This window comes from Micromonospora echinofusca (assembly GCF_900091445.1).
GTDB classification, from domain to species: Bacteria; Actinomycetota; Actinomycetes; order Mycobacteriales; family Micromonosporaceae; genus Micromonospora; species Micromonospora echinofusca.
In genome coordinates, this window is record NZ_LT607733.1 from 5,555,478 (window position 1) to 5,581,591 (window position 26,114).

General features: G+C 72.1%; 23 protein-coding genes and 1 tRNA gene. 4 read left to right on the forward strand and 20 right to left on the reverse strand.

Features of this window, described 5'->3' with window-relative positions:
• Nucleotides 1-36: 36 nt before the first annotated feature.
• The 6 genes from GA0070610_RS23630 to GA0070610_RS23655 form a co-directional block, all read right to left on the reverse strand.
• Nucleotides 37-1,101, reverse strand: coding sequence for a BMP family lipoprotein (locus tag GA0070610_RS23630; protein ID WP_089002083.1), 1,065 nt, complete (start codon nucleotides 1,099-1,101; stop codon nucleotides 37-39).
• A 276-nt stretch (nucleotides 1,102-1,377) separates the two neighbouring features.
• On the reverse strand, nucleotides 1,378-1,719 hold the full coding sequence (locus GA0070610_RS23635; RefSeq protein WP_089003690.1) for a hypothetical protein: 342 nt from the start codon (nucleotides 1,717-1,719) through the stop codon (nucleotides 1,378-1,380).
• A 74-nt stretch (nucleotides 1,720-1,793) separates the two neighbouring features.
• Nucleotides 1,794-3,605, reverse strand: coding sequence for a glycoside hydrolase family 13 protein (locus GA0070610_RS23640; RefSeq protein WP_089002084.1), 1,812 nt, complete (start codon nucleotides 3,603-3,605; stop codon nucleotides 1,794-1,796).
• Nucleotides 3,606-3,748: 143 nt separating this feature from the next.
• Complete coding sequence (locus GA0070610_RS23645) at nucleotides 3,749-4,648, reverse strand: sugar ABC transporter permease (RefSeq protein ID WP_089002085.1); 900 nt, start codon at nucleotides 4,646-4,648, stop codon at nucleotides 3,749-3,751.
• On the reverse strand, nucleotides 4,645-6,285 hold the full coding sequence (locus GA0070610_RS23650) for an ABC transporter permease subunit (RefSeq protein WP_089002086.1): 1,641 nt from the start codon (nucleotides 6,283-6,285) through the stop codon (nucleotides 4,645-4,647). Before GA0070610_RS23650 ends, GA0070610_RS23645 begins: the two co-directional genes overlap by 4 nt.
• The gene (locus GA0070610_RS23655) at nucleotides 6,285-7,538 is read right to left on the reverse strand and encodes a sugar ABC transporter substrate-binding protein (RefSeq protein WP_089002087.1); all 1,254 of its coding nucleotides are present in this window, start codon (nucleotides 7,536-7,538) and stop codon (nucleotides 6,285-6,287) included. Before GA0070610_RS23655 ends, GA0070610_RS23650 begins: the two co-directional genes overlap by 1 nt.
• Nucleotides 7,539-7,738: 200 nt before the next feature.
• On the opposite strand from GA0070610_RS23655, the gene GA0070610_RS23660 reads away from it, so the two are divergent.
• Complete coding sequence (locus GA0070610_RS23660) at nucleotides 7,739-8,827, forward strand: LacI family DNA-binding transcriptional regulator (RefSeq protein ID WP_089002088.1); 1,089 nt, start codon at nucleotides 7,739-7,741, stop codon at nucleotides 8,825-8,827.
• Between the two features lie 186 nt (nucleotides 8,828-9,013).
• Nucleotides 9,014-10,648: a glycoside hydrolase family 13 protein gene (locus GA0070610_RS23665; protein ID WP_089002089.1), complete on the forward strand. Its 1,635-nt coding sequence runs from the start codon at nucleotides 9,014-9,016 to the stop codon at nucleotides 10,646-10,648.
• Between the two features lie 158 nt (nucleotides 10,649-10,806).
• Here the strand turns inward: GA0070610_RS23665 and GA0070610_RS23670 are convergent, their stop codons facing one another.
• The 6 genes from GA0070610_RS23670 to GA0070610_RS23695 all read right to left on the reverse strand — a co-directional run bounded on the left by GA0070610_RS23670 (nucleotide 10,807) and on the right by GA0070610_RS23695 (nucleotide 15,461).
• Complete coding sequence (locus GA0070610_RS23670; protein WP_089002090.1) at nucleotides 10,807-11,247, reverse strand: hypothetical protein; 441 nt, start codon at nucleotides 11,245-11,247, stop codon at nucleotides 10,807-10,809.
• 102 nt (nucleotides 11,248-11,349) lie between these two features.
• Nucleotides 11,350-11,718, reverse strand: a complete 369-nt coding sequence (locus GA0070610_RS23675; RefSeq protein WP_231925786.1) for a GntR family transcriptional regulator — start codon at nucleotides 11,716-11,718, stop codon at nucleotides 11,350-11,352.
• Nucleotides 11,719-11,732: 14 nt separating this feature from the next.
• Nucleotides 11,733-12,656, reverse strand: a complete 924-nt coding sequence (locus tag GA0070610_RS23680; RefSeq protein ID WP_089003691.1) for a YihY/virulence factor BrkB family protein — start codon at nucleotides 12,654-12,656, stop codon at nucleotides 11,733-11,735.
• 116 nt (nucleotides 12,657-12,772) lie between these two features.
• Entirely contained in the window at nucleotides 12,773-13,330 is a 558-nt protein-coding gene (locus GA0070610_RS23685) for a 2'-5' RNA ligase family protein (RefSeq protein WP_089002092.1), read from the reverse strand.
• Between the two features lie 46 nt (nucleotides 13,331-13,376).
• Entirely contained in the window at nucleotides 13,377-14,402 is a 1,026-nt protein-coding gene (trpS, locus tag GA0070610_RS23690) for a tryptophan--tRNA ligase (RefSeq protein WP_089002093.1), read from the reverse strand.
• Nucleotides 14,403-14,435: 33 nt separating this feature from the next.
• Complete coding sequence (locus GA0070610_RS23695) at nucleotides 14,436-15,461, reverse strand: hemolysin family protein (protein ID WP_089002094.1); 1,026 nt, start codon at nucleotides 15,459-15,461, stop codon at nucleotides 14,436-14,438.
• A 175-nt stretch (nucleotides 15,462-15,636) separates the two neighbouring features.
• Between GA0070610_RS23695 and galE the strand changes: the two genes are divergently transcribed.
• On the forward strand, nucleotides 15,637-16,620 hold the full coding sequence (gene galE / locus GA0070610_RS23700) for a UDP-glucose 4-epimerase GalE (RefSeq protein ID WP_089002095.1): 984 nt from the start codon (nucleotides 15,637-15,639) through the stop codon (nucleotides 16,618-16,620).
• Nucleotides 16,617-17,777, forward strand: a complete 1,161-nt coding sequence (galK, locus tag GA0070610_RS23705) for a galactokinase (protein ID WP_089002096.1) — start codon at nucleotides 16,617-16,619, stop codon at nucleotides 17,775-17,777. Before galE ends, galK begins: the two co-directional genes overlap by 4 nt.
• Before the next feature lie 422 nt (nucleotides 17,778-18,199).
• On the opposite strand, the gene GA0070610_RS23710 is transcribed toward galK, so the two are convergent.
• The 8 genes from GA0070610_RS23710 to GA0070610_RS23745 form a co-directional block, all read right to left on the reverse strand.
• The gene (locus GA0070610_RS23710) at nucleotides 18,200-19,525 is read right to left on the reverse strand and encodes a sulfate adenylyltransferase subunit 1 (RefSeq protein WP_089002097.1); all 1,326 of its coding nucleotides are present in this window, start codon (nucleotides 19,523-19,525) and stop codon (nucleotides 18,200-18,202) included.
• Complete coding sequence (gene cysD / locus GA0070610_RS23715; protein WP_089002098.1) at nucleotides 19,525-20,436, reverse strand: sulfate adenylyltransferase subunit CysD; 912 nt, start codon at nucleotides 20,434-20,436, stop codon at nucleotides 19,525-19,527. Before cysD ends, GA0070610_RS23710 begins: the two co-directional genes overlap by 1 nt.
• 80 nt (nucleotides 20,437-20,516) lie before the next feature.
• The gene (locus GA0070610_RS23720; protein ID WP_089002099.1) at nucleotides 20,517-21,347 is read right to left on the reverse strand and encodes an inositol monophosphatase family protein; all 831 of its coding nucleotides are present in this window, start codon (nucleotides 21,345-21,347) and stop codon (nucleotides 20,517-20,519) included.
• Between the two features lie 114 nt (nucleotides 21,348-21,461).
• The gene (gene pth, locus GA0070610_RS23725) at nucleotides 21,462-22,052 is read right to left on the reverse strand and encodes an aminoacyl-tRNA hydrolase (protein ID WP_089003692.1); all 591 of its coding nucleotides are present in this window, start codon (nucleotides 22,050-22,052) and stop codon (nucleotides 21,462-21,464) included.
• Nucleotides 22,053-22,156: 104 nt separating this feature from the next.
• Nucleotides 22,157-22,846: a 50S ribosomal protein L25/general stress protein Ctc gene (locus GA0070610_RS23730; protein ID WP_089002100.1), complete on the reverse strand. Its 690-nt coding sequence runs from the start codon at nucleotides 22,844-22,846 to the stop codon at nucleotides 22,157-22,159.
• 333 nt (nucleotides 22,847-23,179) lie between these two features.
• The gene (locus tag GA0070610_RS23735) at nucleotides 23,180-24,160 is read right to left on the reverse strand and encodes a ribose-phosphate diphosphokinase (RefSeq protein WP_089002101.1); all 981 of its coding nucleotides are present in this window, start codon (nucleotides 24,158-24,160) and stop codon (nucleotides 23,180-23,182) included.
• A gap of 55 nt (nucleotides 24,161-24,215) precedes the next feature.
• Nucleotides 24,216-25,751 (reverse strand): bifunctional UDP-N-acetylglucosamine diphosphorylase/glucosamine-1-phosphate N-acetyltransferase GlmU, encoded by a 1,536-nt coding sequence (gene glmU, locus GA0070610_RS23740; RefSeq protein ID WP_392567268.1) that lies wholly within the window; start codon nucleotides 25,749-25,751, stop codon nucleotides 24,216-24,218.
• A 74-nt stretch (nucleotides 25,752-25,825) separates the two neighbouring features.
• Nucleotides 25,826-25,896, reverse strand: a tRNA-Gln gene (locus GA0070610_RS23745).
• Between the last annotated feature and the right edge of the window lie 218 nt (nucleotides 25,897-26,114).

Sequence of the window (26,114 nt, forward strand, 5' to 3'; positions counted from 1 at the left end):
GGGGTGATCGTCTCACCGCGGGCGGCCGGCGGAGCCTCACTTCGGCTGGGCCGCGGAGGTGACGGTGACGGTGCCGGCGGCGATGTCCGCCTTCAGCTTGTCGATCTCGGCCTTCAGCTCGGCCGGGACCTTGCTGTCGAACTCGTGGTACGGGGCGAGCCCGACGCCGTTGTTCGACAGGTTGCCGAGGTAGCCCGGGGTGGCCGACAGCTTCTCGCCGTTGGCGGCCTTGACGACGGCCTCCTTGACGGCGTCCGGGATGTTCTTCTCGACGGTGGTGATGATCGCCGCGCAGTCCTGGGTGCTCTCGCAGCCGTCGACGTCCACCCAGATGGTGTTGTACTTGCCGCCCGACGCCTTGGCCGCGCCGGTGGTGCCGAGGCCGGCACCGCCAGCGACCGGCATGATGATGTCGGCACCCTGGGCGACCAGCGCGTCGCTGACCTTCTTGCCCTCGTCCTGCTTGACGAAGTCGTTGGTGAAGGAGCCCTTCTGGGCGGCCTTGTCCCAGCCGACGACCTTGACCGTCTTGCTCTTGGTCTTGTTGTAGTGCGCGACGCCGTCGGCGTAGCCGTCCATGAAGATGGTGACCGGCGGGATCGGCAGGCCGCCGTAGGTGCCCACCGTGCCGCTCTTGGTCATGCCAGCGGCCAGGTAGCCGGCGAGGAAGCCGGCCTGGGCGGTGTCGAACTGCATCGGGTAGACGTTGGTCTCCGGGACCTTCGCGTCGACGATGCCGAACTGCTGGTTCGGGTTCGCCTTGGCGATCTTGGAGGTGGCGTCACCCATCAGGCCACCGACGGCCAGGATGAAGTCGCACTTCTGGTTGACGTACTGGGTCAGGTTGACCTCGTAGTCCGCCTCGGCCTTCGACGCGACGTACTTGATGTCGATCTTGTCGTTGGCCTTCTTGGCCTCCTCCAGGCCCTTCCAGGCGGAGGTGTTGAACGACTTGTCGTCGATGCCGCCGACGTCGGTCACCATGCAGGCGGTGTATTTCTTGTCGCCACTGCCGGCGTTGTTGTTCTCCTCGGGAGCCTCACCGCACGCGGCGGCGCCCAGCACGAGCCCACCCACCGCGACGGCGGAGGCGATCCGCATCCCACGCATCGAGCGCAAGACGTCTCCTTCCCATTGCACACCGCGTCCTGCACGGTGGCAGCCCTTTGAGCCGGCCTGCGCTGCGCCGCCGGCGTCCCACGTTACGGACGGGAGCGTACGCCCGCGCCCACCCACCGGCCGACAATCGTGCACGACTGTTGGGTGCCTGTTACCCCTACGTAACCCTTAGGTGGGGCAGATCACTCTCAGTGCTGGTAGATGCGCGGCGGGGCGTCGCGGAACGTCCGGTTCTGCACGTCGTCCCTGTCGGTGACGTTACCGCCAGAAGACGGCCACCGCCGCGTTGACCAGGGTCAACCCGACGATTGCCAGGAAGTGCCCACGGTTGACCACGTCGCGCTTCCGGGAAAAGAAGACCATGACGAAGATCAGGATGGCGAGCACCAACTTGGTAACAAGTTTCGCGGGGGCCGGCTCGTCGCCGTCGCGCAGTGGCGCGGAGAGGCCGATCCCGGTCGCCAGCATGATCACGGACCCCCAGAGCATGGCCGGGTTGATCCGCAGCTTGCCGCTGACGTACTGGACGATCGCGCCGCCGAGCAGCAGGGCGAAACCGATCAGATGGACGTAGCGAAGTATCAGTCTCAGAGCTTCCACGCCCACCATCCTCCCCCATCAACGACGGATTGTAGTAGCGGGGCGGGTAGGGGTTCCGCCCCGCTACTCGGCCATCAGGTCAGGCGCCACGCCTGGAAGGTGGGGCCGTCCGCCGGGAGGGTGACCGCGCCGTCGGCGTCGGGCCGCAGGGCGGGGGCCCCGCCGTACAGGTTCTCGGCCGGCCGCAGCCCGGCCAGGCGCAGCGGCTCGCCGGCGGCGCGGCGGGCCAGCACCAGCACCGTGCCGGTCGGCGCCTCGCGCAGGAAGACCAGCGTGTCCGCGTCGGCGTGCAGCCAGCGCAGGCCGCCGTGGCGCAGCGCGGGCTCCGCGCGGCGCAGCGCCACCAGGGCGCGGTACGCGGCGAACGTCGAGGCGTCCCAGCTCTCGGGCCGGTGCCACGGCATCGGGGTACGCGAACCCTCGCCGTTGGTGCCGGTCAGGCCCAGCTCGTCGCCGGCGAAGATCATCGGGGTGCCGGGCATGGTGGCGAGCAGCCCGGCGGCGACCTCCTGCCGGGCGGCGTCGCCGACCACGGTGCGGATCCGGGCGGAGTCGTGCGACCCGAGCAGCTGCCACGAGTGGGTGTACGACCGCCAGGAGATCAACGAGCGGTAGGCGTTCATGGTGGCGAGCACCGCGTCCGCGTCCCGGCGCACCACCCCGCCCGGGGTGCCGAGGAAGTTCGGTACGGGCTGGTCGCCGTGGCGCAGCCAGGACCAGACCGGGTCGGTGAAGCCGACGTAGTTCATCGTGCCGTGCCAGCCGTTCCGGTCGAGGTCGCCGGTGTGGTCGTGGCCGTGCTCGGCCATCAGCAGCGCGTCGGCCCGGGTCCGGACGACCACCTCGCGCAGCAGCGCCGCCACCTCGTGGGTGTACGCGTCGGCGCCCCGCCGCCCGGTCATGTTGGCCACGTCCACCCGCCAGCCGTCCAGCCCGTACGGCGGGCGCAGCCAGCGGCGCAGCAGCGAGTCGTCGGCGGTGGCGAAGCGCCGGCGCAGCTCGGCGCTGCCCCAGTTCAGCTTCGGCAGCGACCTGACCCCGTTCCACGACTCGTAGTCACCGGAGACCTCGTCGAAGTAGTACAGCTCCCGTTCGGGCGCGGAGGAGTCGGAGGCGGCCCTGGTGAACCACTCGTGCGCGTCGCCGGTGTGGTTGCTGGTGATGTCGCCGAGCAGCCGCCAGCCCCGGGCGCGTACGGCGTCGGCGAGGCGGGCCAGCGCGGCGTCCCCGCCGAGCAGCGGGTCGACGGTGTCGAAGCTGGCCGCGTCGTAGCGGTGGTTGGAGCGGGCCGGGAAGATCGGGGTCAGGTAGACGGTGTTCACCCCGAGCCGGTCCAGGTGATCCAGCCGCCCGGTGACGCCGTCCAGGTCTCCCCCGTAGAACTGCCGGGGAGTCTCGGGGCCGCGCCCGATCACCGGGGTGTCCCAGTCGCACGGGATGGCCCAGTCCGGCAGTTCGCGGCCCTCGGCGGCGGCGGACCGGGCGAACCGGTCGGGGAAGATCTGGTAGATCACCGCGTCGCGGGCCCAGGCCGGCGGCGGCGCGTGGGTGACCAGCTTGAAGTCGCCGTTGTCGGGCACGTCGTGGTGCACCAGGCCGGCGGCGTTCAGCCAGCGGTAGCCGCGGCTGCCGGTGAGCATGAACCGGTAGTTGCTGACCGGGTTGCGGGCCTCGACGGGGACCCGCCACCAGACGTCGCCGCCGTCGGTGCGGTCCACGACCGCCTCGGTGAAGCGGGGCTCTCCGTCGCCGGTGGTGCGCACGTGCACCTGCCGGACGTCGGCGCCGGCCGGCACCCGGACGAAGACGTCGACGACGTCGCCGAGGGCGGGCTCCTGCTCGGGCACGTACAGGGCGGAACCGTCGTGGTGCGGCAACAGGGACATGGTGGCGCCTTTCGCGTCGGTCGGACTGGGAGAGAAAGGGGTCTCCCGCCGCGGCCGGTTGCCCGGCCGCGGCGGTCGATCCGTGACTGCTCCGGTGTACGTCGGACGCCGACGCCCTTGCCGCAGCGGTGAGCCGAGGAGGCTCAGCCTTTTACAGCTCCGGCCGTGAGGCCGTTGACGATGTAGCGCTGGAGGAGCTGGAACACCAGCACCGTCGGGATGGCGGTGAGCAGGGTGCCCGCCGCGAAGATCCCGAAGTTGTTGTTGCGCTCGCCGGCCACCAGCCCGAACATTCCGACCGCGAGGGTCTTCGAGTTGGTGTTCGTGAGGAACACGTTGGCGATCACGAACTCGTTGATCGCACCGATGAAGGCGAGCAGACCGGTCACCGCCAGGATCGGCGCCACCAGCGGCAGCATGATCCGGAAGAAGATCTGGGCGTGCGAGGCGCCGTCCATGGTGGCGGACTCGTCCAGCTCCTTCGGCAGCGTGTCGAAGAAGCCCTTCATCAGCCAGGTGTTCGCGCCGAGGGCGGCACCCATGTAGAGCAGGAAGAGGCCCCACGGGGTGTTGAAGCCGATCACCGGCCACAGTTCGGTGACCTTCGTGAAGATCAGGAAGATCGCCACGATCGCCAGGAACTGCGGGAACATCTGGATCAGCAGCAGGGAGAGCAGTCCGACGCGACGGCCGGCGAACCGCATCCGGGAGAAGGCGTACGCCGCCAGCGCCGACAGGAAGATCGACGCGAAGCTGGCCACCCCCGCCAGGAGCAGCGAGTTGAGGAACCAGCGGGCGAAGGCGGTCCGCTCGAAGAGGTTGGTGAAGTTCTCCAGCGAGGCGCCGGTCGGCAGCAGCTCCGTGGAGGAGAGCGTGCCGAGCGGGTTGAGCGCCGCCGAGACGACGAACAGGATCGGGAAGAGGCTGAACGCCACCGCCAGGATCCCGACCAGGTGCCGCCATCCCACCTGGGCGAACCAGCGGTTCCTGGACCGTCCGGCCGCGTTGCGGTTGGCGACGGGCGCATCGGTGCGAGTGCTCACGAGTACACCTCCTCCTGCTTGCGGGTCCGGGAGAAGCTGATCGCCGACACCGTCGCCACGATCGCGAAGATGAAGATCGAGACAGCGGCGGCGAGGCCGTACTCGGCACCCTGGGCGCCGAAGGCCAGCCGGTAGGTGTAGGTGATCAGCAGGTCGGTGGCGCCGGCCGTCGGGTTGTCCGCCGGGAACGGTCCGCCCTCGGTGACGAACTGGATCGCGTTGAAGTTGTTGAAGTTGTACGCGAAGGACGCGATCAGCAGCGGCGAGATCGCCACCAGCAGCAGCGGCATGGTCACCGCGCGGAACGACTGGAACGGCGACGCCCCGTCGACCGAGGTGGCCTCGGTCAGCTCGCGTGGGATGGCCTGCAACGCGCCGGTGGTCACCAGGAACATGTACGGGTAGCCGAGCCAGAGCTGCACCAGCAGCACCGCGAGCCGGGCCGACCAGGTCTCACCGAACCAGTCCACCCCCAGCCCGAACAGGTTGTTGATCAGGCCGAAGTCGGTGTTGAACATGTCCCGCCAGACCAGCAGCATCGCGAAGGACGGCATGGCGTAGGGCAGGATCAGCAACACCCGGTAGAAGTTCGTGCCCCGCATCCGGGGCGAGTGCAGCGCCAGCGCGATCCCCATGCCGAGCAGGAACGTGAAGCCGGTGGAGCCGAGCGCGAAGGCGAAGTTCCAGATCAGCGTGCTGAAGAACGGGCCGGAGATGGCCGGGTCGGTGAGCACGCTGGCGAAGTTCCGCAGCCCGACGTTGACCTGCCAGCCCTGGGCCAGCGCCTCGCCGTCCGCGGCGACGAAGGAGCCGACCTTCCCGTCGGCGGTCCAGGTCTTACCGGTCTCGCTGTCGCGGATGCAGTCGCAGCCCGCGTCGTACGCCCGGACCGCCTTGCCCTCGTAGGCGCGCGACAGGCCGGACGAGCGCAGCGCGCCCCCGGAGGTCGGCACCACCAGGTCGGTGATGTCCTTGCTCCGCTTGCTGGCCTCGCCGAAGTTGAGGATCTGGTAGCCGTCGGCGGCGGTGACCTTGCCGCCCGGCGCGACGGTGACGCTGCCGGCGCCGAGCGGGCGCAGGCCCTCGGTATCGCCGACGGAGACCGTGTTCGTCTGCGGGTCGGTGACCAGGAAGACCAGCGCGCCGGTGGCCGGGTCGCCCTTGGTTGCGACGGTCAGCGGGTACTGGATCGAGCCGGGGACCTGCGTCACCGAGCCGCTCTGGATGGCGACGATGGCGTCGTCCTTGCTGCCCCGGTGGCCGTCACCGAAGTTCGTGAAGGCGGTGCTGGCGGTGTAGAGCACCGGGATGATCTGGAACGCCACCAGGAAGAGCGTGCCCGGGATCAGGTACTTGACGGGGATGTGCCGGGGGGTCAGGTAGAGGTAGAAGAGTCCGGCGGTGGTCGCCAGCAGGATCGCCAACCCGACCCAGAGCTCGGCCTCGATGAGCGGAAAGGCCGCCCAGACCGCGATCCCGGCCACGAGGCCGAGCAGGACCACCTTGACGAGCAGGCCGGTCAGGGTGATCGGCGCGTGGTTCCGCGCGGTACGGGACGTGCGCGGGGACCCGGACCGTACGGGCCCCCGGCCCGGGGGCTGCGTGGCAGCCCCCGGGCCGGATGACGACGTGCTCATTACTTGATCTGGCCGGCGATCGTCTTACCGGCTGCGGTGATCGTCTTGGCCGGGTCGGCGCCGCCGATGATGGCGGCCTCCGCCTTGCCGAACGGGTCCCAGATCGCGGCCATGGCCGGGATCGCCGGGAGCACCTGGCCGTTCTTGCCGGCCTCCTGGAACTTGGCCAGGTCCGGGTCGCTGCCCTTGACCTGGTCCAGCGCGGCGGTCAGCGCCGGGGGACGCGGCTCGGCGTTGTAGAGCGCCACGGCGAGGTCCGCGGTGGTCACGTGGTTCGCGACGAACTCCTGCGCCAGGGCCTTGTTCTGGCCCTTGGACGCGACGTAGAAGGACTGGACGCCCACGAACGGCTGGGCCTCCTTGCCACCGGCGAAGCCGGGGACCGGGGAGATGTCGTACTTGATGTTGGCCTTCTTGGCGTCGGCGATGGCCCACGGGCCGGAGACCAGGAAGGCGCACTTCTTGCCGGTGAACGTGGCGATCGAGTTCTCGGGGGTGATCGAACGCTTCAGCGCGCCCTCGCCCTTCTCACCGAGCTTGGCGATCTTCTGGAACGCCGCGATCGACTCCGGCTTGCCCACGCCCAGGTCCTTCGGGTCGTAGTCGCCGTTGGCGCCGGTACCGAAGAGGTAGCCGCCGGCCGAGGTGTAGAGCGGGTAGATGTGGTACGCGTCGCCGTTCTGGCCGGACTGGAGGCAGAGGATCTCGCTGGCCTTCTTCTCGGCCTTGAGCTTCTTGCCGGTGGCGACCAGCTCTTCGATGGTCTTCGGCGCCTCGGGGGCCAGCTCGGTGTTGCGGATCAGCGCCAGGTTCTCCATGGCGTAGGGCACGCCGTAGAGCTGGCCGTTGAACGTGACGGCCTTGACGGCGGTCTCGTTGAACGCGCTCTTCTGCTCGGCGGCGAGCTGGACCGGGTCGATGGCGCCGTTCTGCACCAGGTTGCCGATCCAGTCGTGCGCGCCGACCACGACGTCCGGGCCGCTGCCCTGCTGGGAGGCGGTGACGAAGTTGGTCTGGAGGTCCTTGGAGACGGCCTGGACCTCGACCGTGACGCCGTTCTCCTGGCCGAACTTCTCACCGAACGGCTTGAGGGCGGCGGCGCGCTTGTCGTCGGCCCAGATCACCAGCTTGCCGCCGGTGGCGGCCTTGCTGGACTCGTTCGCGGCCGGCTCGTCGTTGCTGTCGCCACCACAGCCGGAGGCGGCGAGCGCCAGGCCGAGGACGGCGACCACACCCGCGGTACGGATGCGCATCGGTACTCCTGTCGTCATGGCGGCCCGCCGGGGGAGGGGCGATCCCGCCAGTGGAAGCTCTGTAATTTTCTTGCCAACCGGCGCCGGGCGTGCTGCGCCGCTGCTCTCGCGTGTTGCGGGGACGTTAGCAAGAGGTTGCAGAGAATGGAAGGGCTTGCAGAAGTGTACGCAAGAACTTGCCTTTGAGCTAAAGTGCGCCCATGCGCGCTCGACTGTCCGACATCGCCCAACAGGCCGAAGTCAGCGAGGCCACGGTGTCGCGGGTGCTCAACGACCGCCCGGGAGTGGCCCCCGAGACCCGGCAGGCCGTACTGACCGCTCTCGATGTGCTCGGTTACGAGCGCCCGGCCCGGCTGCGCAAGCGCAGCGCCGGCCTCGTGGGCCTGGTGGTCCCCGAGCTCGACAACCCGATCTTCCCCGCCTTCGCCCAGGTGATCGAGTCGACCCTGGCGCAGAGCGGGTTCACCCCCGTGCTCTGCACCCAGACCGCCGGCGGGGTCACCGAGGACGAGTACGTGGAGATGCTGCTCGACCGGCAGGTCTCCGGAATAGTCTTCGTCTCCGGCCTGCACGCCGACACCGCCGCCAACCACGACCGCTACCGCGCCCTGATCGCCCGCCCGCTGCCCGTCGTGATGATCAACGGGTACGCGCCCGGCATCCCCGCGCCCTTCGTCTCCTGCGACGACGGCGAGGCCACCGAACTGGCCGTGGCCCACCTGGTGGCGCTCGGGCACCGCCGCATCGGCCTGATCACCGGGCCGGACCGGTTCGTGCCGGTGCAGCGCCGGGTGGCCGGCTTCCGGGCCGCGATGGGCCGGCTCGTCGGGGTCGACGAGCCCGGCCTCGACGAACTGGCCGAGCTGTCGCTGTTCGGCGTGGAGGGCGGCGAGGCCGCCGCCGCCCGGCTGCTGGACCGGGGCGTCACGGGCATCGTCTGCGGCTCCGACCTGATGGCGCTCGGCGCGATCCGGGCCGCCCGGCAGCGCGGCATGTCCGTCCCGGGAGAGCTGTCGGTGGTCGGCTACGACGACTCCCCGCTGATGGCCTTCACCGACCCGCCGCTGACCACGATGCGGCAGCCGGTGGCCGCGATGGCCGTCGCCGCCGTCCGGGCCCTGGTGGACGAGATCAACGGGCACGCCGCCCCGCACTCGGAGTACGTGTTCCGCCCGGAACTGGTCGTGCGCGGCTCCACCGCCGTCGCCCCGACCGGCGCCGCGCGCCCCGCCCCGGGCGGCCCGACCCGGCAGCGCCCGGCCCCGCCCGCGCTGGCCGTCCCGGCCTGACCGCCCGCCCCCGGCAGGCCCGCGCGAGCGGGGTTCCCTCGGGGCGCCGCGTGACCGACGCCATTTCTTGCGCAAGGAATGCTTGACTCTTGCAGTAACGAGCGGCATTCTGCTCAGACATCACCCCCGCACCCGCGCCGCGCTCGGGTGCCGCCGACCCGCGCCACAGAACGGGGAACGCCACCCATGACCGTCAGCAACCCCTCGCCGCTGGCCTCCGACGACGACTGGTGGCGCTCCGCGGTCGTCTACCAGGTCTACGTACGCAGCTTCGCCGACTCCAACGGCGACGGCGTCGGCGACCTCCAGGGCATCCGGGAGCGCCTGCCGTACCTGCACGACCTCGGCGTGGACGCGCTCTGGCTGACCCCCTTCTACACCTCCCCGATGATCGACGGCGGGTACGACGTCGCCGACTACCGCGACGTCGACCCGATGTTCGGCACCCTCGCGGACTTCGACGCGATGATCACCGACGCGCACGCCCTCGGCCTGCGGATCATCGTCGACCTGGTGCCCAACCACACCTCCAGCGCGCACCAGTGGTTCCAGGCGGCGCTGGCGGCCGGGCCCGGCTCCCCCGAGCGGGCGCGCTACCTCTTCGCCGAGGGCAAGGGCGAGAACGGCGAACTGCCCCCGAACGACTGGGAGAGCATCTTCGGCGGCCCCGCCTGGACGCGGATCGACGACGGTCAGTGGTACCTGCACCTGTTCGACCCGGCCCAGCCCGACCTGAACTGGCGGCACCCCGAGGTGCGCGCCGAGTTCGAGGGCGTGCTGCGCTTCTGGCTCGACCGGGGCGTGGACGGCTTCCGGATCGACGTGGCGCACGGCATGATCAAGGCCGAGGGGCTGCCGGACGTCGGGTTCAACTCCATGACCACCGGCCAGCGCCAGGCGGAGCTGCTCGGCAAGGGCCGGCTCCCCTACTTCGACCAGGACGAGGTGCACGACATCTACCGCGCCTGGCGGCCGATCCTGGACAGCTACCCGGGCGGCCGGATGGCGGTCGCCGAGGCGTGGGCCGAGACCCCGCAGCGCCTCGCCCGCTACATCGGCCCGGACGAGCTGCACCAGGCGTTCAGCTTCGACTTCCTCGACGCGACCTGGTCCGCCGACTCGTTCCGCAAGGTCGTCGACACCGCGCTCGCCGAGTCGACCATCGTCGGCGCGCCCACCACCTGGGTGCTCTCCAACCACGACAAGCAGCGGCACGTGACCCGCTACGGCGACGGCGCCGAGGGGCTGCGCCGGGCGCGCGCCGCCACCCTGCTGATGCTCGCCCTGCCCGGCTGCGCCTACCTCTACCAGGGCGAGGAACTGGGCCTGCCGGAGGTGCTCGACCTGCCGGACGAGCTGCGCCAGGACCCGGCGTTCCTGCGCACCGGCGAGAGCCGCGACGGCTGCCGGGTGCCGATCCCGTGGAGCGGCGAGCTGGCCCCGTACGGCTTCGGGCCGGCCGGCAGCGAGCTGAGCTGGCTGCCGGCCCCGGCCACCTGGCGTGCCCTCTCGGTCGCCGCCCAGACCGGCGTGCCCGGCTCGACGCTGGAGCTCTACCGCACCGCGCTGCGGATCCGCCGGGAGCACCCGGCGCTGGCCGCCGACGCGGGCGCAGTCACCTGGTTGGAGGCCGGGCCGGGCGTGCTCGCCTTCAGCCGCACCGCCGGTGACACCGTGCTGACCTGTGTGGTCAACATCAGCGGTGCGCCGGCCCTGATCGACGGGTACGGCGCACCGATCGCCGCCAGCGAGCCGCTCACCGGGCAGGGCTCCGGCCACCTGCTCGGAGTCGACGCGGCCGCGTGGTTCGAACGGCGCTGAGCGGGTAACCCGTCATCGACCTGGTCGTCCGTTGTGCCCCGCGCCGACGGGCGACTGGGCTACCGACCCCTTGTGGTGGGGGGTGAGGTGGCGCCGGCGCCTCCGGAGTCCGCTCCGGTGGCGCCGGCGTCCATCGGGATGCGCAGGCCGGGCCGGCTTCAGGCGCCGCTGGTGAGCTTGGCGGCGATGCGCCCGAAGCCGGCCCGCAGCTCGGCCTCGGTGGGCGGGGCGAGCGGCTCCGCGCTGTCGGCCTCCTCGGCCGCCGCCTCCAGCTCCTCGTCGATGGTGTCCTCGAAGTCGCCGTAGAGATCGGCCTGCTCGAGCTGCGCCGCCTCGTCCTCGGCGGCGATCTGCGCCGCGGCGATCTCGCCCCGGATCTCCTCGGCCGAGACCGCCGGCAGCAGCGGCTCCACGACCGCCATCAGCTGCTCCTCGGCGACGATCGACTCGGCCAGTGCGAGGGCGTGTGGCCGCTCGTAGGGGCCGCAGACCACCGGCTCCCACTCGTCGGCGTCGCCGAGCGGGCCGAAGGTGATGATCCACGGCAGGCCGAGCATCGGCGAGTCGTCCGGCAGGTCCAGTGTCACGAGTGCGCCCACGCGCCCATCATGTCCGTGGCGCCGGGCCCCCGGGGAGTCATTCCCGCCATTCGCCCTACCGCGCGCGGGTCGCCGGCGCCCGACCCGGTGTCGTCGGCACCGTCAGGCCGGCCGCGCCGCGTCCAACGCCGCGCGGACCATGGCCAGCGCCGTCGCGGGCGGTACGCCCAGCCGGGCGGCCTCGGCGGCGTACCCGGCCGCCATCCGCTGCAACCGGTCCGCCGCGTCGTCGCGCCCGGGCGCGACGAAGGTGCCATGCCGGCCCCGGGTCTCCAGCAGGCCGGCCGCCTCCAGCTCCCGGTAGGCCCGGGCCACCGTGTTGACCGCCAGCCCGAGGTCGGCCGCGAACCGACGGACGGTCGGCAGCCGCGTGCCCACCGCCAACCGGCCCGTCCCGATCAGCTCCGCGAGCTGCCCGCGCACCTGCTCGTACGGCGGCACCGCCGAGCCCTGGTCGACCGTGATCCGCACGCCCGCTCCCCCACTCATCCGGCCCCGCCCGGGGTACCCGGGTCCGTGTCCGCGTCCGGGTCGACCGGCCCCGGAGCCGCCGCCAGGTCCACCACCCGACCGCGCGGGCTGGTCGCGGCCAGCGCCGCGCCGAAGAGCACCAGCTGATTGAGCAGGTAGAGGTAGAGCAGCAGCCCCACGGCGCCCGCCACCACCGTGTACGCCGGGTTCCGCTCGGTGCGCACCACGTAGAAGCGCCCGACGGTGTTCAGCAGGGTGATGCCGACCGCGACCAGCAGCACCACCGGGCGCAGCCGGGACCGGCTCATCCGCAACCTCGGCACCGCCACCAGCAGCAGGGTGGCCAGCACCGCGTTGACCACCACGCTGAGCACCGCGCTGACCGTGGTCAGGCCGACCGAGCCGGTGCTGCGCAGCAGGAACCGCAGCAGCGACTCCAGGGCGTCCACCGCCGCCACCGAGACGCCGAGCAGCACGAAGATGACCACCAGTACGCCGAGGTCGACCAGGCGGCGGACCACCAGGTTGCCGGGCTGCTGGTTGAGCCCGTACATGAGCCGCTGGGAGGAGCGGATCGCCTCCACCCAGCCGACCCCGGTGAACGCGAGGATGATCAGGCCGACCACCCCGACCGTGCCGCTGCTGTCGGCGATCTGCACCGGGTCGAGGAACGGCAGGTTCTCCCGGAGGAAGTCCGCAGCAGCCGCGCTGACCTCGTCGTTGTCCTCCAGGATGGCCCCGAAGATCGAGTACCCGACCAGCGCCAGCGCGAAGACCGCGAAGAAGCCGTAGTAGGCGATCGCGGCGGCCAGCCGCCCGCCCAGCACGTCGTTGTAGAGCACGCCGGCCCGCCAGAGGTGGTCGGCTGCGCCCCACCGGCGGCGCGTGGCACTGATCCGGCGGTCGATGCCCGCCTCGATGCGGCCCAGCACGTTCACGCCGTCATCCTCGCCGATCTCCGGCCGCCGTGCGGGCAACCGGGTGCCGGCCCGCGCCGGGCGGCGGTCGTACGGCGGGAGCCGGCGTCGACGCCGTGGCGCACCCGGGCGACCGCTCAGCCGCCCAGCCGGAAGTCCCGGCGCGGCTGCCACCGGGTCTGCCCGCTGTGCGAGAAGAGAGTGAACGCCTCGACCTCGAACATGGCCGAGAAGTCGGCCAGGTCCTCGTACGCCCGGTCCAGCGCCTCCGGCGCGACGTCCTGGGCGACCGTGACGTGCGGGTGGTAGGGGAAGCGCGCCTCGCGGTGCAGCTCGGGGGCGGCCCGGATCGCGGCGGCGAGCAGTTCGCACTCGCTGATCCCGGCGGCCACCGCCACGAAGACGACCTGGGTCACCGGGCGGAACGTGCCGGTGCCCCGCAGGTGCAGGGTGAAGGGCAGGTGGGCGGCGGCGACCGCGCCGAGGTGCCGTTCCACCGCCGGCAGCGTCGCCACCGGGATCTCGGTCGGCCCGAGCAGGGTCACGTGCGCGGGGACGACCCGGGGGTCGCCGGCCTCGACCCGCCGTCGGGTGAGCAGGCTGCCCCACGGCTCGGGGATGTCGACGGCGATGCCGATCTCGATGGTGTCGCCGGCGTCCGGCGCCCCGTCCCTGCGATCCACGCTGTGCGTCATCCCTCCGGCCACCGACCCGTCCGCCCTCACCCGTCGCGCCGGGGCGCTACTCGCCGCGCACCGGCGGGAAGAAGCCCACCCGCTCGTACACGGTGCGCAGCGTCGTGCCGGCGAGTACGCGGGCCTTCTCCGCGCCGGCGGCGAGCAGCTTGTCGAGCTGCGCCGGGTCGTCGAGGTAGGTCCTGGTGCGCTCCTGGATCGGGCCGACGAACTCCCGCACCACCTCGCCGAGGTCCTTCTTGAGGTCGCCGTAGCCCTTGCCGGCGTACGCGGCGACCAGGTCGTCGACGCTCCGCCCGCTCAGGGCCGAGTAGATGGTCAGCAGGTTGGAGACGCCCGGCTTGGTCTCGGTGTCGAAGACGATCTCCCGCCCGGTGTCGGTGACCGCGGAGCGGATCTTCTTGGCCGAGCGGGCCGGATCCTCCAGCAGGTTGACGATGCCGGCCGGCGACGAGGACGACTTCGACATCTTGGCCGTCGGGTCCTGGAGGTCGGTGATCTTCGCGGTGTCCTTGACGATGTGCGGCGCGGGCACCGTCAGGGTCGGCCCGAACAGCGAGTTGAACCGCTGGGCCAGGTCGCGGGAGAGCTCCAGGTGCTGGCGCTGGTCCTCGCCGACCGGCACCGCGTTGGCCTGGTAGAGCAGGATGTCGGCGGCCTGGAGGATCGGGTAGGTGAACAGGCCGACGCTCGCCCGCTCGCCGCCCTGCTTCTGCGACTTGTCCTTGAACTGCGTCATCCGGCTCGCCTCGCCGAACCCGGTGATGCAGCCCAGCACCCAGGCGAGCTGCGAGTGCTCGGGCACCTGCGACTGCACGAAGAGCGTGCTGCGCTCGGGGTCGAGGCCGACGGCGAAGAGCTGCGCGGCGGCCATCCGGGAGCGCTGCATGAGCGTCTTCGGGTCGTGCCCCGCCGTGATCGCGTGCAGGTCGACCACGCAGTAGTAGGCGTCGTGGGTGTCCTGCAACGCCACCCAGTGCCGCACGGCGCCCAGGTAGTTGCCGAGGTGGAACGAGTCGGCCGTCGGCTGGATGCCGGAGAAGACGCGGGGGCGGGCGGGAACGTCGGACATGGCGGCAATTCTGTCAGCAAGACCCGGTGCGCGTCATGACGGGCCGGCGGGTCGGTTCCGCCCCACCGGTGCGGGGGCGGTGATCTCGCGCCGCGGCTCCGGCAGGCGCCCGGCGGAGACGGTGAGCCGGGCCACCCGCCGTCCCTCCAGCGTGAGCACCCGCAGCAGCCAGCCGTCGGGCGGGTCGTCGGGTTCCGCGCCGCCGTCGCCGGGCGGGCCGACGGTCACCGGCACCTCGTCGCCGGCGACGGGGAGCCGGCCCAGCGCGGCCATCACGAAGCCGCCGACCGTCTCGTACGGACCGGGTGGCAGGCGCACCCCGGTGTGCTCGGCGAAGTCGGCGAGGTTGAGCCGGCCGTCCACCACGGCGGGCAGGCCCGCGTGCACCGGGTCGGGGTCGGTGTCGTACTCGTCGTGGATCTCCCCGATCAGCTCCTCGATCAGGTCCTCCAGGGTGACGATGCCGGCGGTGCCGCCGTACTCGTCGACGACCACGGCGAGATGGTGGCGCTCCCGACGCATCTCGCTGAGCGCGGCGAGCACCCGTTTACTGCCGGGCAGCCGCTTCACCTCCCGGGTCAGCTCGCCGACGGTGGTGCAGGGATCGACGTCCGGGCGGAGCAGCACGTCGCGCAGGTGCACGAAGCCGACCACGTCGTCGTGGGTGCCGTCGACGACCGGGTAGCGGGTGTGGGTCTCGGCCCGCACCATCCGCTCCGCCTCGGCGATGGTGAGCCGGGCGGAGAGGAAGACGACCTCGGTGCGCGGCATCATCACCTCGCGGACCAGGCTCGCCCCCGCGACCAGCACCTCGTCGATGATCCGCCGCTCGACCGGGTCGAGCAGGGTGTTGGCGGCGACCAGGTCGCGCAGCTCCGCCTCACTGATCCGCTCCCGGCCGGCCGCCGGGCTGGCGCCGAGCAGGGCCGTCACCGCGCGGGTGGCGGCGTCGGCGGCGCGCACCACGATCCGGGCGACGGCCCGGGGCAACGGCCCCGGCTCGCGGCGTGGCCGGCTCCGGGCGCGTCGCCGCAGCCCGGGAGCACCCGCTTCCCGCATGACAGTGATGGTAGACAGCGCCGGGCCCGCAGGCAGCCCGTGTTCGGCTCTGTTCGAAGTTGTGGAATCATGATGGAATCACAAGGTGACCGACGCGGGGCGGGCACCGGGCGGCCGGCCGTAGGGTGATCACGACACGGGCCGCCACCGGACGGCCAGGCAGGAGGAGACCGACGTGAAACTGCTCGTCACCGGCGGCGCCGGCTTCATCGGCAGCGTGGTGACCAGGATGCTGCTCGACGCCGGCCACGAGGTCGTGGTGCTCGACGACCTGCGCACCGGCCACCGCGAGGCGCTCGCCCCCGACGCGACGCACGTCGACGCGCCCGTCCACGACGCCGCGCGGGTGCTCACCCCCGGCGCGGGCTTCGACGGGGTGCTGCACTTCGCCGCGCTGATCGCCGCGGGCGAGTCGATGACCCGGCCCGAGCTCTACTGGCACACCAACACCGTCGGCTCGATCGCCCTGATCGACGCCGTCCGGGCCGCCGGCGTGCCCCGCCTGGTCTTCTCCTCCACCGCCGCCGTCTACGGCAACCCCACCGAGCTGCCCATCCCCGAGACGGCGGTGAAGGCCCCGACGAACACGTACGGCGCCACCAAGCTCGCCGTCGACATGGCCCTCACCTCCGAGGCGATCGGGCACAACCTGGCCGCCGTCTCGCTGCGCTACTTCAACGTCGCCGGGGCGTACCTCGACGGCGACGTCGCGCTCGGCGAGCGGCACGACCCGGAGACCCACCTCATCCCGATCGCGCTGGAGGTGGCCGCCGGCCGGCGGGAGAAGCTCCAGCTCTTCGGCGACGACTACCCGACCGTCGACGGCACCTGCGTGCGCGACTACATCCACGTCGCCGACCTCGCCCGCGCCCACCTGCTGGCGCTCGACGCGGCGACCGCCGGGCAGCACCGGATCTACAACCTGGGCAACGGCAACGGCTTCACCAACCGCCAGGTGGTCGACGTGGTCCGCGAGGTCACCGGGCACCCCGTGCCGGTCGAGGTCGCGCCGCGCCGCGAGGGCGATCCCGCCGAGTTGGTCGCGTCGTCCGCGCTGGCCCGCGAGGAGCTGGGCTGGGTGCCGCGCAAGCCGACCCTGCCCGACATCGTCGCCGATGCCTGGGCGTTCTACCGCACGCACGTCGCGGGGCCACGGTGACCGACGACGTCGCGGCCCGCGCCACCGCCGACTTCCGTTCGGCGTACGGCGAGCCGCCCGCCGGCCGCTGGGCGGCTCCCGGGCGGGCGAACCTCATCGGCGAGCACACCGACTACAACGACGGCTTCGTCCTGCCCTTCGCCCTGCCGCTGCGCACGGTGGTGGCAGCCGCCCCGCAGCCCGGCGACACCTGGACGGTCCGCTCGGAGCTCACCGGCGAGACGATCACCTTCGGCGCCGAGGAGGTCGCCGGGCCCGGCCGGGTCACCGGCTGGGGCGCGTACGCGGCCGGGGTCGTCTGGGCGCTGCGGGCGGCGGGGCACGCGGTGCCCGGCGCCCGCCTGGCGATCGCCTCCGACGTGCCCCTGGGCGCCGGGCTGTCCTCCTCGGCCGCGCTGGAGGCCGCCGTGCTGGCCGCCCTGGTCGACCTGGGCGGGCTGGACCTGCCCGCCGAGCGACGGCCCCGGCTGGCCCGGCGCGCCGAGAACGACTACGTGGGCGCGCCGACCGGCATCATGGACCAGTCGGCGGTGATCCGCTGTCGCGCCGGGCACGCGCTCTTCCTGGACTGCCGCGACGAGTCCGTCGAGCAGGTCCCGTTCGACCTGGACGCCGCTGGCCTCGCCGTGCTGGTCGTCGACAGCCGGGCCCCGCACCGGCACGCCGACGGCGAGTACGCCGCCCGCCGCGGCTCCTGCGAGCGGGCCGCCGGGCTGCTCGGCGTCGCGGCGCTGCGCGACGTCCCCGCCGACGGGCTGGCCGACGCCCTGGCCCGGCTCGACGAGGACGAGACCCGCCGCCGGGTGCGGCACGTCGTGACCGAGAACCAGCGGGTGCTCGACACCGTCGCGCTGCTGCGCGCCGGCCGGGTACGCGAGATCGGGCCGCTGCTGACCGCCTCGCACGCCTCGATGCGCGACGACTTCGAGATCACCGTCCCGGAGATCGACACGGCCGTCGAGGCGGCCCTGGCCGCCGGGGCGCTCGGCGCCCGGATGACCGGCGGCGGCTTCGGCGGCTGCGTCCTCGCCCTCGTCGACGCGGAACGGGCCGACGCGGTCGCCGCCGCCGTCACGGCCGCGTACGCCGAGCGGGGCTTCGCCGCGCCCGGCCACGTCACCGTCCTGCCCGACCCGGGCGCCACCCGGCTGGACTGAGCACCGACGCGGCGACCCGCCGGACGGCCACCGCCCGCCCGGCGGGCGCCTACGCGGGCAGCAGCGGCTGCCGGTCCGGGACCCTGCGCCGACCGTCCGAGCGGCTACCGGAGCTGACCTGGATCACCGAGCACCAGCCGGGGAAGGCCGGTGGAGCCGACGAAGCCGCAGCGTTCGGGGTCTTCCCGCCGACCGACCCACCCGGCGGCACGCTGATACCTCTGTGGCATTTAAATACCTCTGTGGCATCGGGACGAACCGACAACGCTGCCGGTCGTCGCCGAGGTCCGGCGCAGCGGGTACGGCCCTGCGAAAGACCCGAGGCGCGAGACGCGGCGGCTGGCGCGGTCAACCAGCAGGCCCGGTCAGCCGAGGCGCAGTCAGCCGACGGGCGGGCGTCGGCGCCCACCCGTCGGCGGAACTCACTGCGCTTCGACGATCATCCCCGCGCCGACGGTGCGGTTGGTGGACTCGTCGATGATCACGAAGCCGCCGGTGGTGCGGTTGCGGCGGTACTCGTCCGCGAGCAGCGGCACGGTCGTCCGCAGCCGCACCCGGCCGATCTCGTTGAGCCCCAGCCCGCCCGCGGACTCGTCGCGGTGCAGCGAGTTGATGTCCAGCCGGTAGTGCAGACCGCGCACGATCGCCCGCGCCGAGCGGGTGGTGTGCTTGATGGCGTACTTCCCGCCGACCTGGAGCGGGCGGGTCTCGTCCATCCAGCACACCATCGCCTCGATGTCCTGGGACACCGCCGGGGCGTTGTTCGGACGGCAGATCATGTCGCCCCGGGAGATGTCGATCTCGTCTTCGAGGCGTACGGTCACCGACATCGGCGGGAACGCCTCCGCGACCGGCCCGTCGGCGGTCTCCACGGCGGCGATCCGGCTGGTGAAGCCGGACGGCAGCACCATCACCTCGTCGCCCGGCTTGAGCACACCGGAGGCGACCTGGCCCGCGTAGCCCCGGTAGTCGGTGACGGTGGTCGACTGCGGGCGGATCACGTACTGCACCGGGAAGCGCACGTCGACCAGGTTGCGGTCGCTGGCGATGTGCACCCGCTCCAGGTGGTGCAGCAGCGACGGGCCCTCGTACCAGGGCATGTTCTCCGACCGGGTGACGATGTTGTCGCCGCGCAGCGCCGAGACCGGCACCACCGTCAGGTCGGGCACGTCGAGCTTCGCGGCGAACGCAGTGAACTCGTCGGCGATCCGCTCGAAGACCTCCTGCGAGAAGTCGACCAGGTCCATCTTGTTGACGCAGAGGACCAGGTGCGGCACCCGCAGCAGCGAGCAGAGGAACGCGTGCCGGCGGGACTGCTCGACCAGGCCCTTGCGGGCGTCCACCAGGATCAGCGCCAGGTCGGCCGTCGACGCCCCGGTCACCATGTTGCGGGTGTACTGGATGTGCCCGGGGGTGTCCGCGATGATGAACTTCCGCCGGGGCGTGGCGAAGTAGCGGTACGCCACGTCGATGGTGATGCCCTGCTCGCGCTCCGCCCGCAGGCCGTCGGTGAGCAGCGCCAGGTTGGTGTACTCGTCGCCCCGCGCGGCGCTGACCGCCTCGACGGCGGCGAGCTGGTCGGTGAAGAGCGACTTCGTGTCGTAGAGCAGCCGGCCGATCAGGGTCGACTTGCCGTCGTCGACGCTGCCGGCGGTGGCGAAGCGCAGCAGGTCCATCGGCCGGGGCTCCGGCACGGCCCGGGCGTCCGTCGGGCTCGCGTCGGCCGGCGGGACGGTCTCGGTGGTCATCAGAAGTAGCCCTCCCGCTTGCGGTCCTCCATGGCGGCCTCGCTGACCCGGTCGTCGCCGCGGGTCGCGCCGCGCTCGGTGATCCGGGTGGCGGCGACCTCCTCGATGACCTTCTCGACCGTGTCGGCGTCGGAGCGCACGGCGGCGGTGCAGGACGCGTCGCCCACCGTCCGGTAGCGCACCCGCGCCTTGAACCGGTCCTCGCCCGCCCGGGGCCGGAAGAACTCGTTGACCGCGTAGAGCATCCCGTCGCGCTCGACCACCTCGCGCTCGTGGGCGTAGTAGATCGACGGCAGGGCGATGCGCTCGCGGGCGATGTAGTGCCAGACGTCCAGCTCGGTCCAGTTGGACAGCGGGAAGACCCGGATCGACTCGCCCGGGTGGTGGCGGCCGTTGTAGAGCGCCCACAGCTCCGGGCGCTGGTTCTTCGGGTCCCACTGGCCGAACTCGTCGCGGAAGCTGAACACCCGCTCCTTGGCGCGGGCCTTCTCCTCGTCGCGGCGGGCGCCGCCGAAGAGCGCGTCGAAGCGGTGCTTCTCCACCGCGTCCAGCAGCACCGGCGTCTGGATCCGGTTGCGCATCCCGTCGGCCGACTCGCGCACCAGCCCGCGGGCCAGCGCCTCCGGCACGCTCGCCACCACCAGTTGCAGCCCCAGCTCGGCGACCCGCTGGTCCCGGTATTCCAGGACCTCGGGGAAGTTGTGCCCGGTGTCCACGTGCATGACCGGGAACGGGACGTTGGCCGGGGCGAACGCCTTCTGGGCCAGCCGGAGCATGACGATCGAGTCCTTGCCGCCCGAGAAGAGCAGCACCGGCCGCTCCATCTCGGCGACCACCTCGCGCATCACGAAGATGCTCTCGGCCTCCAGCGCGTCGAGGTGCGACACCTGGTAGGCGGCGGGGGCGGTCATGACACGGGCTCGCTTCGCTCGAATCCGCTCATCGTATTCCAGACCTTTCCGGTCGGGCATGCCAAGAAGTGCCGCTCAGGCTACCCGGAATGACGCTGCAACGCTGCAAGCAACCGACTGGCGAGATCCTTGCGGCAGACCAGCAGGTCGGGCAGGCGCGGATCCGCCTCGTTGTATCTCAGCGCAGAACCGTCGATCCGGGAAGCGTGCAGGCCGGTGGCCGTCGCCACAGCGACCGGCGCGGCCGAGTCCCACTCGTACTGGCCGCCCGCATGGATGTAGGCGTCCACCTCACCGGTCACCACCGCGGCGATCTTCGCCCCGGCCGAGCCCATCGGCACCAGGTGCGCGCCGACGTCCTCCGCCAGGTCGGTCAGGAACACCGGCGGCCGGCTCCGGCTCGCCGCCAGGCGGATCGTCCGCCCGCCGGGCGCCGCCGCCTGCACCGTCGCCGGAGGGTACGCCGGCGGATAGTCGGTGCCCAGCACCCGCTGCTGCGCCGGCAGCCCGACCGCGCCCCCCACCAGCCCGTGCGGCGTCGGAGCGGTACGCGACCAGAGCGCCACGTGCACCGCCCAGTCCGAACGGCCCTCCTCGGAGAACTCCCGGGTGCCGTCCAGCGGGTCGATGATCCACACCCGGTCGGCGGTCAGCCGGGACACCGCCTCGGCGTTCACCTCCGCCGCCCACGCCAGCCGCGAACCCTCGTCCTCCTCGGAGAGGACGGCGTCGTCCGGCCGCCACTTCGCCAGCTCGGTGCGGATGAGGTCGTGCGAGACCTTGTCGCCCGCCGAGCGCAACGCCCCCGCGTCCGCGAAGCCCATCTCGGCGCGCAGGCCGAGCAGCGCCTGACCGGCCCGGGCCGCCAGCCACCGGGCGAAGGCCCCGTCGATCATCGGAGGACTGCCCATGACTCTCGCTCCCGTCGCCTCGCCACGCTCGGCATTTGCCGCCGACGATCCGCCCCGGCCGTTGCGTCGCGCCGAAAGGCGAAGACTACCGGCCCCCGGCGCCCGACCCGGCGCTCACACCCCGTGGTAGAGGTTCTGCGTCGGCTCCACGCCCCTGGTGACCACCGACTCCACCACGTCGGCGGCCCGGTCCACCAGGAACTCCAGCTCCTTGCGCTCGGTCGCGCCGAAATCCGACAGTACGTAGTCCGCCGGATCCTGCCGCCCCGGCGGCCGGCCGATGCCGAAGCGCACCCGGACGTACTCCTTCGTGCCCAGCGACTTCGACATCGACCGCAGGCCGTTGTGCCCGCCCTCGCCGCCGCCGCACTTCACCCGCAGCTGCCCGTAGCCGATGTCCAGCTCGTCGTGCACGGCGATCACCCGGCCCGGCGGCACCTTGTGGAACTGGGCGAGGCCGGTCACCGGCCCGCCGGAGAGGTTCATGTACGTCAGCGGCTTGACCAGCACCAGCTTCGGCCCGCCGAACCCGAGCCGCCCCTCGGCGACCTCCGCCACCGCCCGCTTGTGCCGGCCGAACTTCGCGCCGAGCCGGCCCGCCAGCAGGTCGGCCACCATGAAGCCGACGTTGTGCCGGTTGCCGGCGTACTCCCGGCCCGGGTTGCCCAGGCCGACCACCAGCCACGGCCCCGCCTCGTCCGTCACGCCCCGCCCCTCCCGCTGCTCGCCGTCACCGCACCCACCGGACACCGATACGCCGACAGGCGCCCCCGACCGCGCGGGGACGCCTGTCGCAAGCTGCGAACCGATCAGGCCTCGGTCTTCGCCTCGGCGTTCTCCTCGCCCTCGGCGGCCGGAGCCTCGGCGCCCTCGGCGGTCTCCTCGCCGACACCGGCCTCGGCCTCCTCGGCGGCCTCCTCGACCTCGGGGAGGGTGGCCTCGAGCTGCTCGGCGGTCGGCGCGGCGGTCACCGAGGCGACCGTCTGGTCCGCGTCGGCGGCCAGCTCGACGCCGGCCGGCAGCTCCACGTCGCCGGCGGTGACCTGCGTGCCGGCCTCCATGCCCTCGATCGAGGCCTCCAGGTGGTCCGGCACCTTGGTGGCGTCGGCGGTGACCGAGAGGGTGTCGTGGTCGTGCACGATCAGGGTGTCCTTCGCGGCCTCGCCGGTCAGCTGGACCGGGACCTCGACGGTGACCTTCTCGCCCCGGCGGACCAGCAGCAGGTCCACGTGCTCGAAGGTGTCCTTGATCGGGTCACGCTGGATCGCCTTCGGCAGCGCCAGCACCTGGGTGCCGTCGCTGACCTCGATCGCGAAGAGCTGGTTGGCGCCACCCTTGCGGATCGCGGCGGCGAACTCGCGGGACGGCAGCGCGATGTGCTTGGGCTTCTCGCCGTGGCCGTACAGCACGGCGGGCACCTTGCCGGCCCGGCGGGTACGACGGGCACCACCCTTGCCGAACTCGGTGCGGGGCTCGGCGCTGATCTTTACCTCGGACACGGGGAAACTCCTGATGCTTTCGCTGCGGCGGCTTGTCGTCTGGCGGTGCTGGGGCGAGGGGCTCGCTGGGGCTCATGCGTCGAGAACGACTGCCCGGAGCACCGCGTCGATGACGGTGCCTCCGTGCGGCGCTTGTCAGCGGCCCGCCGGGCACCCTCGCCGTGGCAACCGCACCAGTCTACCCGAGCTGATTCCGCGCGCTCCGGCAGTCCCCTTATCACCGTTCCCGCAGGCCCGCAGGGTGATCCGGCCCCGGTCGACGACACCCCGTACGCCGGGGCGTCCGACGCCGGGACCGGGGGCGCCCACGCCGCCCGGCCCGGCGTCGCACGGTCAGCTCAGGCCACCGAAGAGGGTGGTCACCGAGCCGTCGTCGAAGACCTCGCGGATCGCCCGCGCCAGCAGCGGCGCGATCGACAGCACGGTGATCTTGTCGAGCTGCTTCTCCGGCGGCAGCGGCAGCGTGTTGGTCACCACGACCTCGCTGATCGGGGCGTTCTTCAGCCGCTCGGTCGCGGGGTCGGAGAGCAGCGCGTGGGTCGAGGCCACGACCACGTCGGCCGCGCCGGACTCCCGGAGGATGTCCGCCGCCCCGCAGATCGTGCCGCCCGTGTCGATCATGTCGTCGACGATCAGGCAGACCCGGCCCTCGACCTCGCCGACCACCCGGTTCGCCACCACCTGGTTCGGCTTCAGCGGGTCCCGGGTCTTGTGGATGAACGCCAGCGGGCAGCCGCCCAGCCGGTCCGTCCACCGCTCCGCCACGCGTACCCGGCCCGAGTCCGGCGCGACCACCGTCATCGGGCGGCCGCCGTACTTGTGCTGGACGTACTCGGCGAGGATGTCCATGGCGAAGAGGTGGTCGACGGGGCCGTCGAAGAAGCCCTGGATCTGCGCGGTGTGCAGGTCGACGGTGAGGATGCGGTTCGCCCCGGCCGTCTTCAGCAGGTCCGCCACCAGCCGGGCCGAGATCGGCTCCCGGCCGCGGTGCTTCTTGTCCTGCCGGGCGTACGGGTAGAACGGCAGGACCACGGTGATCCGCTTGGCCGAACCGCGCTTCAGCGCGTCGATCATGATGAGGGTCTCCATGACCCACGTGTTGACCCCGTGCGTGACGGACTGGACCACGAAGGCGTCCGAACCGCGTACCGAGTCCTTGAACCGTACGAAGATCTCACCGTTGGCGAACTCGTACGCGTCGGCCGGCGTCGGCGCGACGCCGAGCACCTCACCGATCTCCTTGGCCAACTCCGGAAAGCCACGTCCGGAAAAAAGCATCAGGCTCTTGCGGTTTTCGGCGACGATGCTGCCCATGGGCCCGTCTGCTCCCGTTGGTCGGTGGTACCCGGCGGTGGTGGTGGGCCGGGGACTATTCGGTTGCAGTATCCCCCGCGCCCGAGGCCGACCTGACCGGCTCGGCATCCCCGTGGATTGCCTCACCTTCACTTGCCCGGGATCCCGATGCCGACGCATCCTCATCGGCCTTCTGGGCCCGCGCCGCCGCCTCCGCCGAGGCCGTACCGGCGCGCTTGCGGGCCACCCAGCCGTCGATGCTGCGCTGCGGCGCGCGGGTCACCCCGAGCGCGCCCGGCGGCACGTCCTGCGTGATCGCGCTGCCCGCCGCCACGTACGCCCCGGCGCCCACCTCGACGGGAGCGATGAGGCTGGTGTCGCAGCCGACGAACGCGGCCTCGCCGACCGTGGTGCGGTGCTTGTTCACCCCGTCGTAGTTGACGAAGATCGTCGCCGCGCCGATGTTCGCCTTCGCGCCGATCGTCGCGTCGCCCACGTACGACAGGTGCGGCACCTTCGCGCCCGCGCCCACCTCGGAGTTCTTCACCTCGACGAACGTGCCGACCTTGGCCTTCTCGGCCAGCCGGGCGTCCGGCCGCAGGTACGCGTACGGCCCGACGCTGGCGCCCGGGCCGACCTCCGCGCCCACCGCGTGGCTGCGCAGCACCGTGGCGCCGGGGCCGACGACCGTGTCGATCAGCGTCACATCCGGCCCGACGACCGCGCCCGTGCCGACCACCGTGCCGCCGCGCAGCTGGGTGTTCTGGTCGACCACGGCGTCGGAGTCCAGGGCGACCGTCACGTCGATCCAGGTGGTGTCCGGGTCGAGCAGGCTGACCCCGGTACGCATCCAGGCCTCGTTGACGCGGTCGCGCAGCAGCCGGCGCAGCGTGGCCAGCTCGACCCGGTCGTTGCAGCCCAGCGTCTCCACGTGGTCCGCCGCCACGTGCACGGCCACCGGCTCACCGGCCGAGCCCAGCAGGGCGAAGACGTCGGTCAGGTACTCCTCGCCCTGGTCGTTGTCGGTCGACAACTTGCCCAGCGCGTCGCGCAACCGGGCGACGTCGAACGCGTAGATGCCCGCGTTGATCTCCCGGATCGCCCGCTGCGCCTCGGTGGCGTCGCGCTCCTCGACGATCTGCTCGAGCCGCCCGCCGGCGTCGCGCACGATCCGGCCAAGGCCGGTCGGGTCGGGCACCTCGGCGGCGAGCACGGTCGCCGCCGCGCCCGCGCCCTCGTGCGCCGCCACCAGCGCGGCCACCGTCTCCGGGCGCAGCAGCGGTACGTCGCCGTTGATGACGACCACGGTGCCGGTGGCGTCCGGCACGGCGTCCAGCGCGATCCGGACGGCGTGGCCGGTGCCGAGCTGCTCGGCCTGGAGCACCGGGGTGGCCGCGGGGGCGATCTCCGTCAGGTGCGCGCGGACCTGGTCGGCGCCGTGCCCCACCACGACCACCGTGCGGTCCGCGGCCAGCGGCGCGGCGGCGGCGAGCACGTGGCCGACGAGGGTACGACCGAGCAGCGGGTGCAGCACCTTGGGCAGCGCCGACTTCATCCGCTTGCCCTCACCAGCGGCGAGCACGACAACGGTGCGGAGGTGGGGCTGGGACACGACACGGGCTCCCGTCGGGACGGCGAACAATCTCGCGGCCATGCTAACCAGACATCGTCTGCGACGAGCGGAAGCTCCCGGGAGAGGACTCGAACCCCTACAATCAGGACCAAAACCTGACGTCCTGCCATTAGACGACCCGGGACGGTCTAAAACGGGCAAACTTGACAGCCTGCCGGACTCCTACACCTTAGCGCCCCTCGCCCGGGACGCCATCGCCCATTTCCTCCCCGCATCCTCGGCAGGCGGTGGAGCGGTCGCGTGCAGCACCTCGGGCGGGCGTACGACAGCGTCAGACATTCATCCCCGACGCTGTCCCGTGCGCATCCCGGACACCTAAGTTACGGTGACGTAGGCGTAACT

Bases quoted from the DNA above. Each gene is read 5' to 3' on its own strand.
- GA0070610_RS23630 (WP_089002083.1), bottom strand. From the start codon at position 1,101: ATGCGGATCGCCTCCGCCGTCGCGGTGGGTGGGCTCGTGCTGGGCGCC.
- GA0070610_RS23640 (WP_089002084.1), bottom strand. From the start codon at position 3,605: ATGTCCCTGTTGCCGCACCACGACGGTTCCGCCCTGTACGTGCCCGAG.
- GA0070610_RS23650 (WP_089002086.1), bottom strand. From the start codon at position 6,285: ATGAGCACGTCGTCATCCGGCCCGGGGGCTGCCACGCAGCCCCCGGGC.
- GA0070610_RS23655 (WP_089002087.1), bottom strand. From the start codon at position 7,538: ATGCGCATCCGTACCGCGGGTGTGGTCGCCGTCCTCGGCCTGGCGCTC.
- GA0070610_RS23660 (WP_089002088.1), top strand. From the start codon at position 7,739: ATGCGCGCTCGACTGTCCGACATCGCCCAACAGGCCGAAGTCAGCGAG.
- GA0070610_RS23665 (WP_089002089.1), top strand. From the start codon at position 9,014: ATGACCGTCAGCAACCCCTCGCCGCTGGCCTCCGACGACGACTGGTGG.
- GA0070610_RS23685 (WP_089002092.1), bottom strand. From the start codon at position 13,330: ATGACGCACAGCGTGGATCGCAGGGACGGGGCGCCGGACGCCGGCGAC.
- trpS (WP_089002093.1), bottom strand. From the start codon at position 14,402: ATGTCCGACGTTCCCGCCCGCCCCCGCGTCTTCTCCGGCATCCAGCCG.
- GA0070610_RS23695 (WP_089002094.1), bottom strand. From the start codon at position 15,461: ATGCGGGAAGCGGGTGCTCCCGGGCTGCGGCGACGCGCCCGGAGCCGG.
- GA0070610_RS23710 (WP_089002097.1), bottom strand. From the start codon at position 19,525: ATGACCACCGAGACCGTCCCGCCGGCCGACGCGAGCCCGACGGACGCC.
- cysD (WP_089002098.1), bottom strand. From the start codon at position 20,436: ATGACCGCCCCCGCCGCCTACCAGGTGTCGCACCTCGACGCGCTGGAG.
- GA0070610_RS23720 (WP_089002099.1), bottom strand. From the start codon at position 21,347: ATGGGCAGTCCTCCGATGATCGACGGGGCCTTCGCCCGGTGGCTGGCG.
- GA0070610_RS23735 (WP_089002101.1), bottom strand. From the start codon at position 24,160: ATGGGCAGCATCGTCGCCGAAAACCGCAAGAGCCTGATGCTTTTTTCC.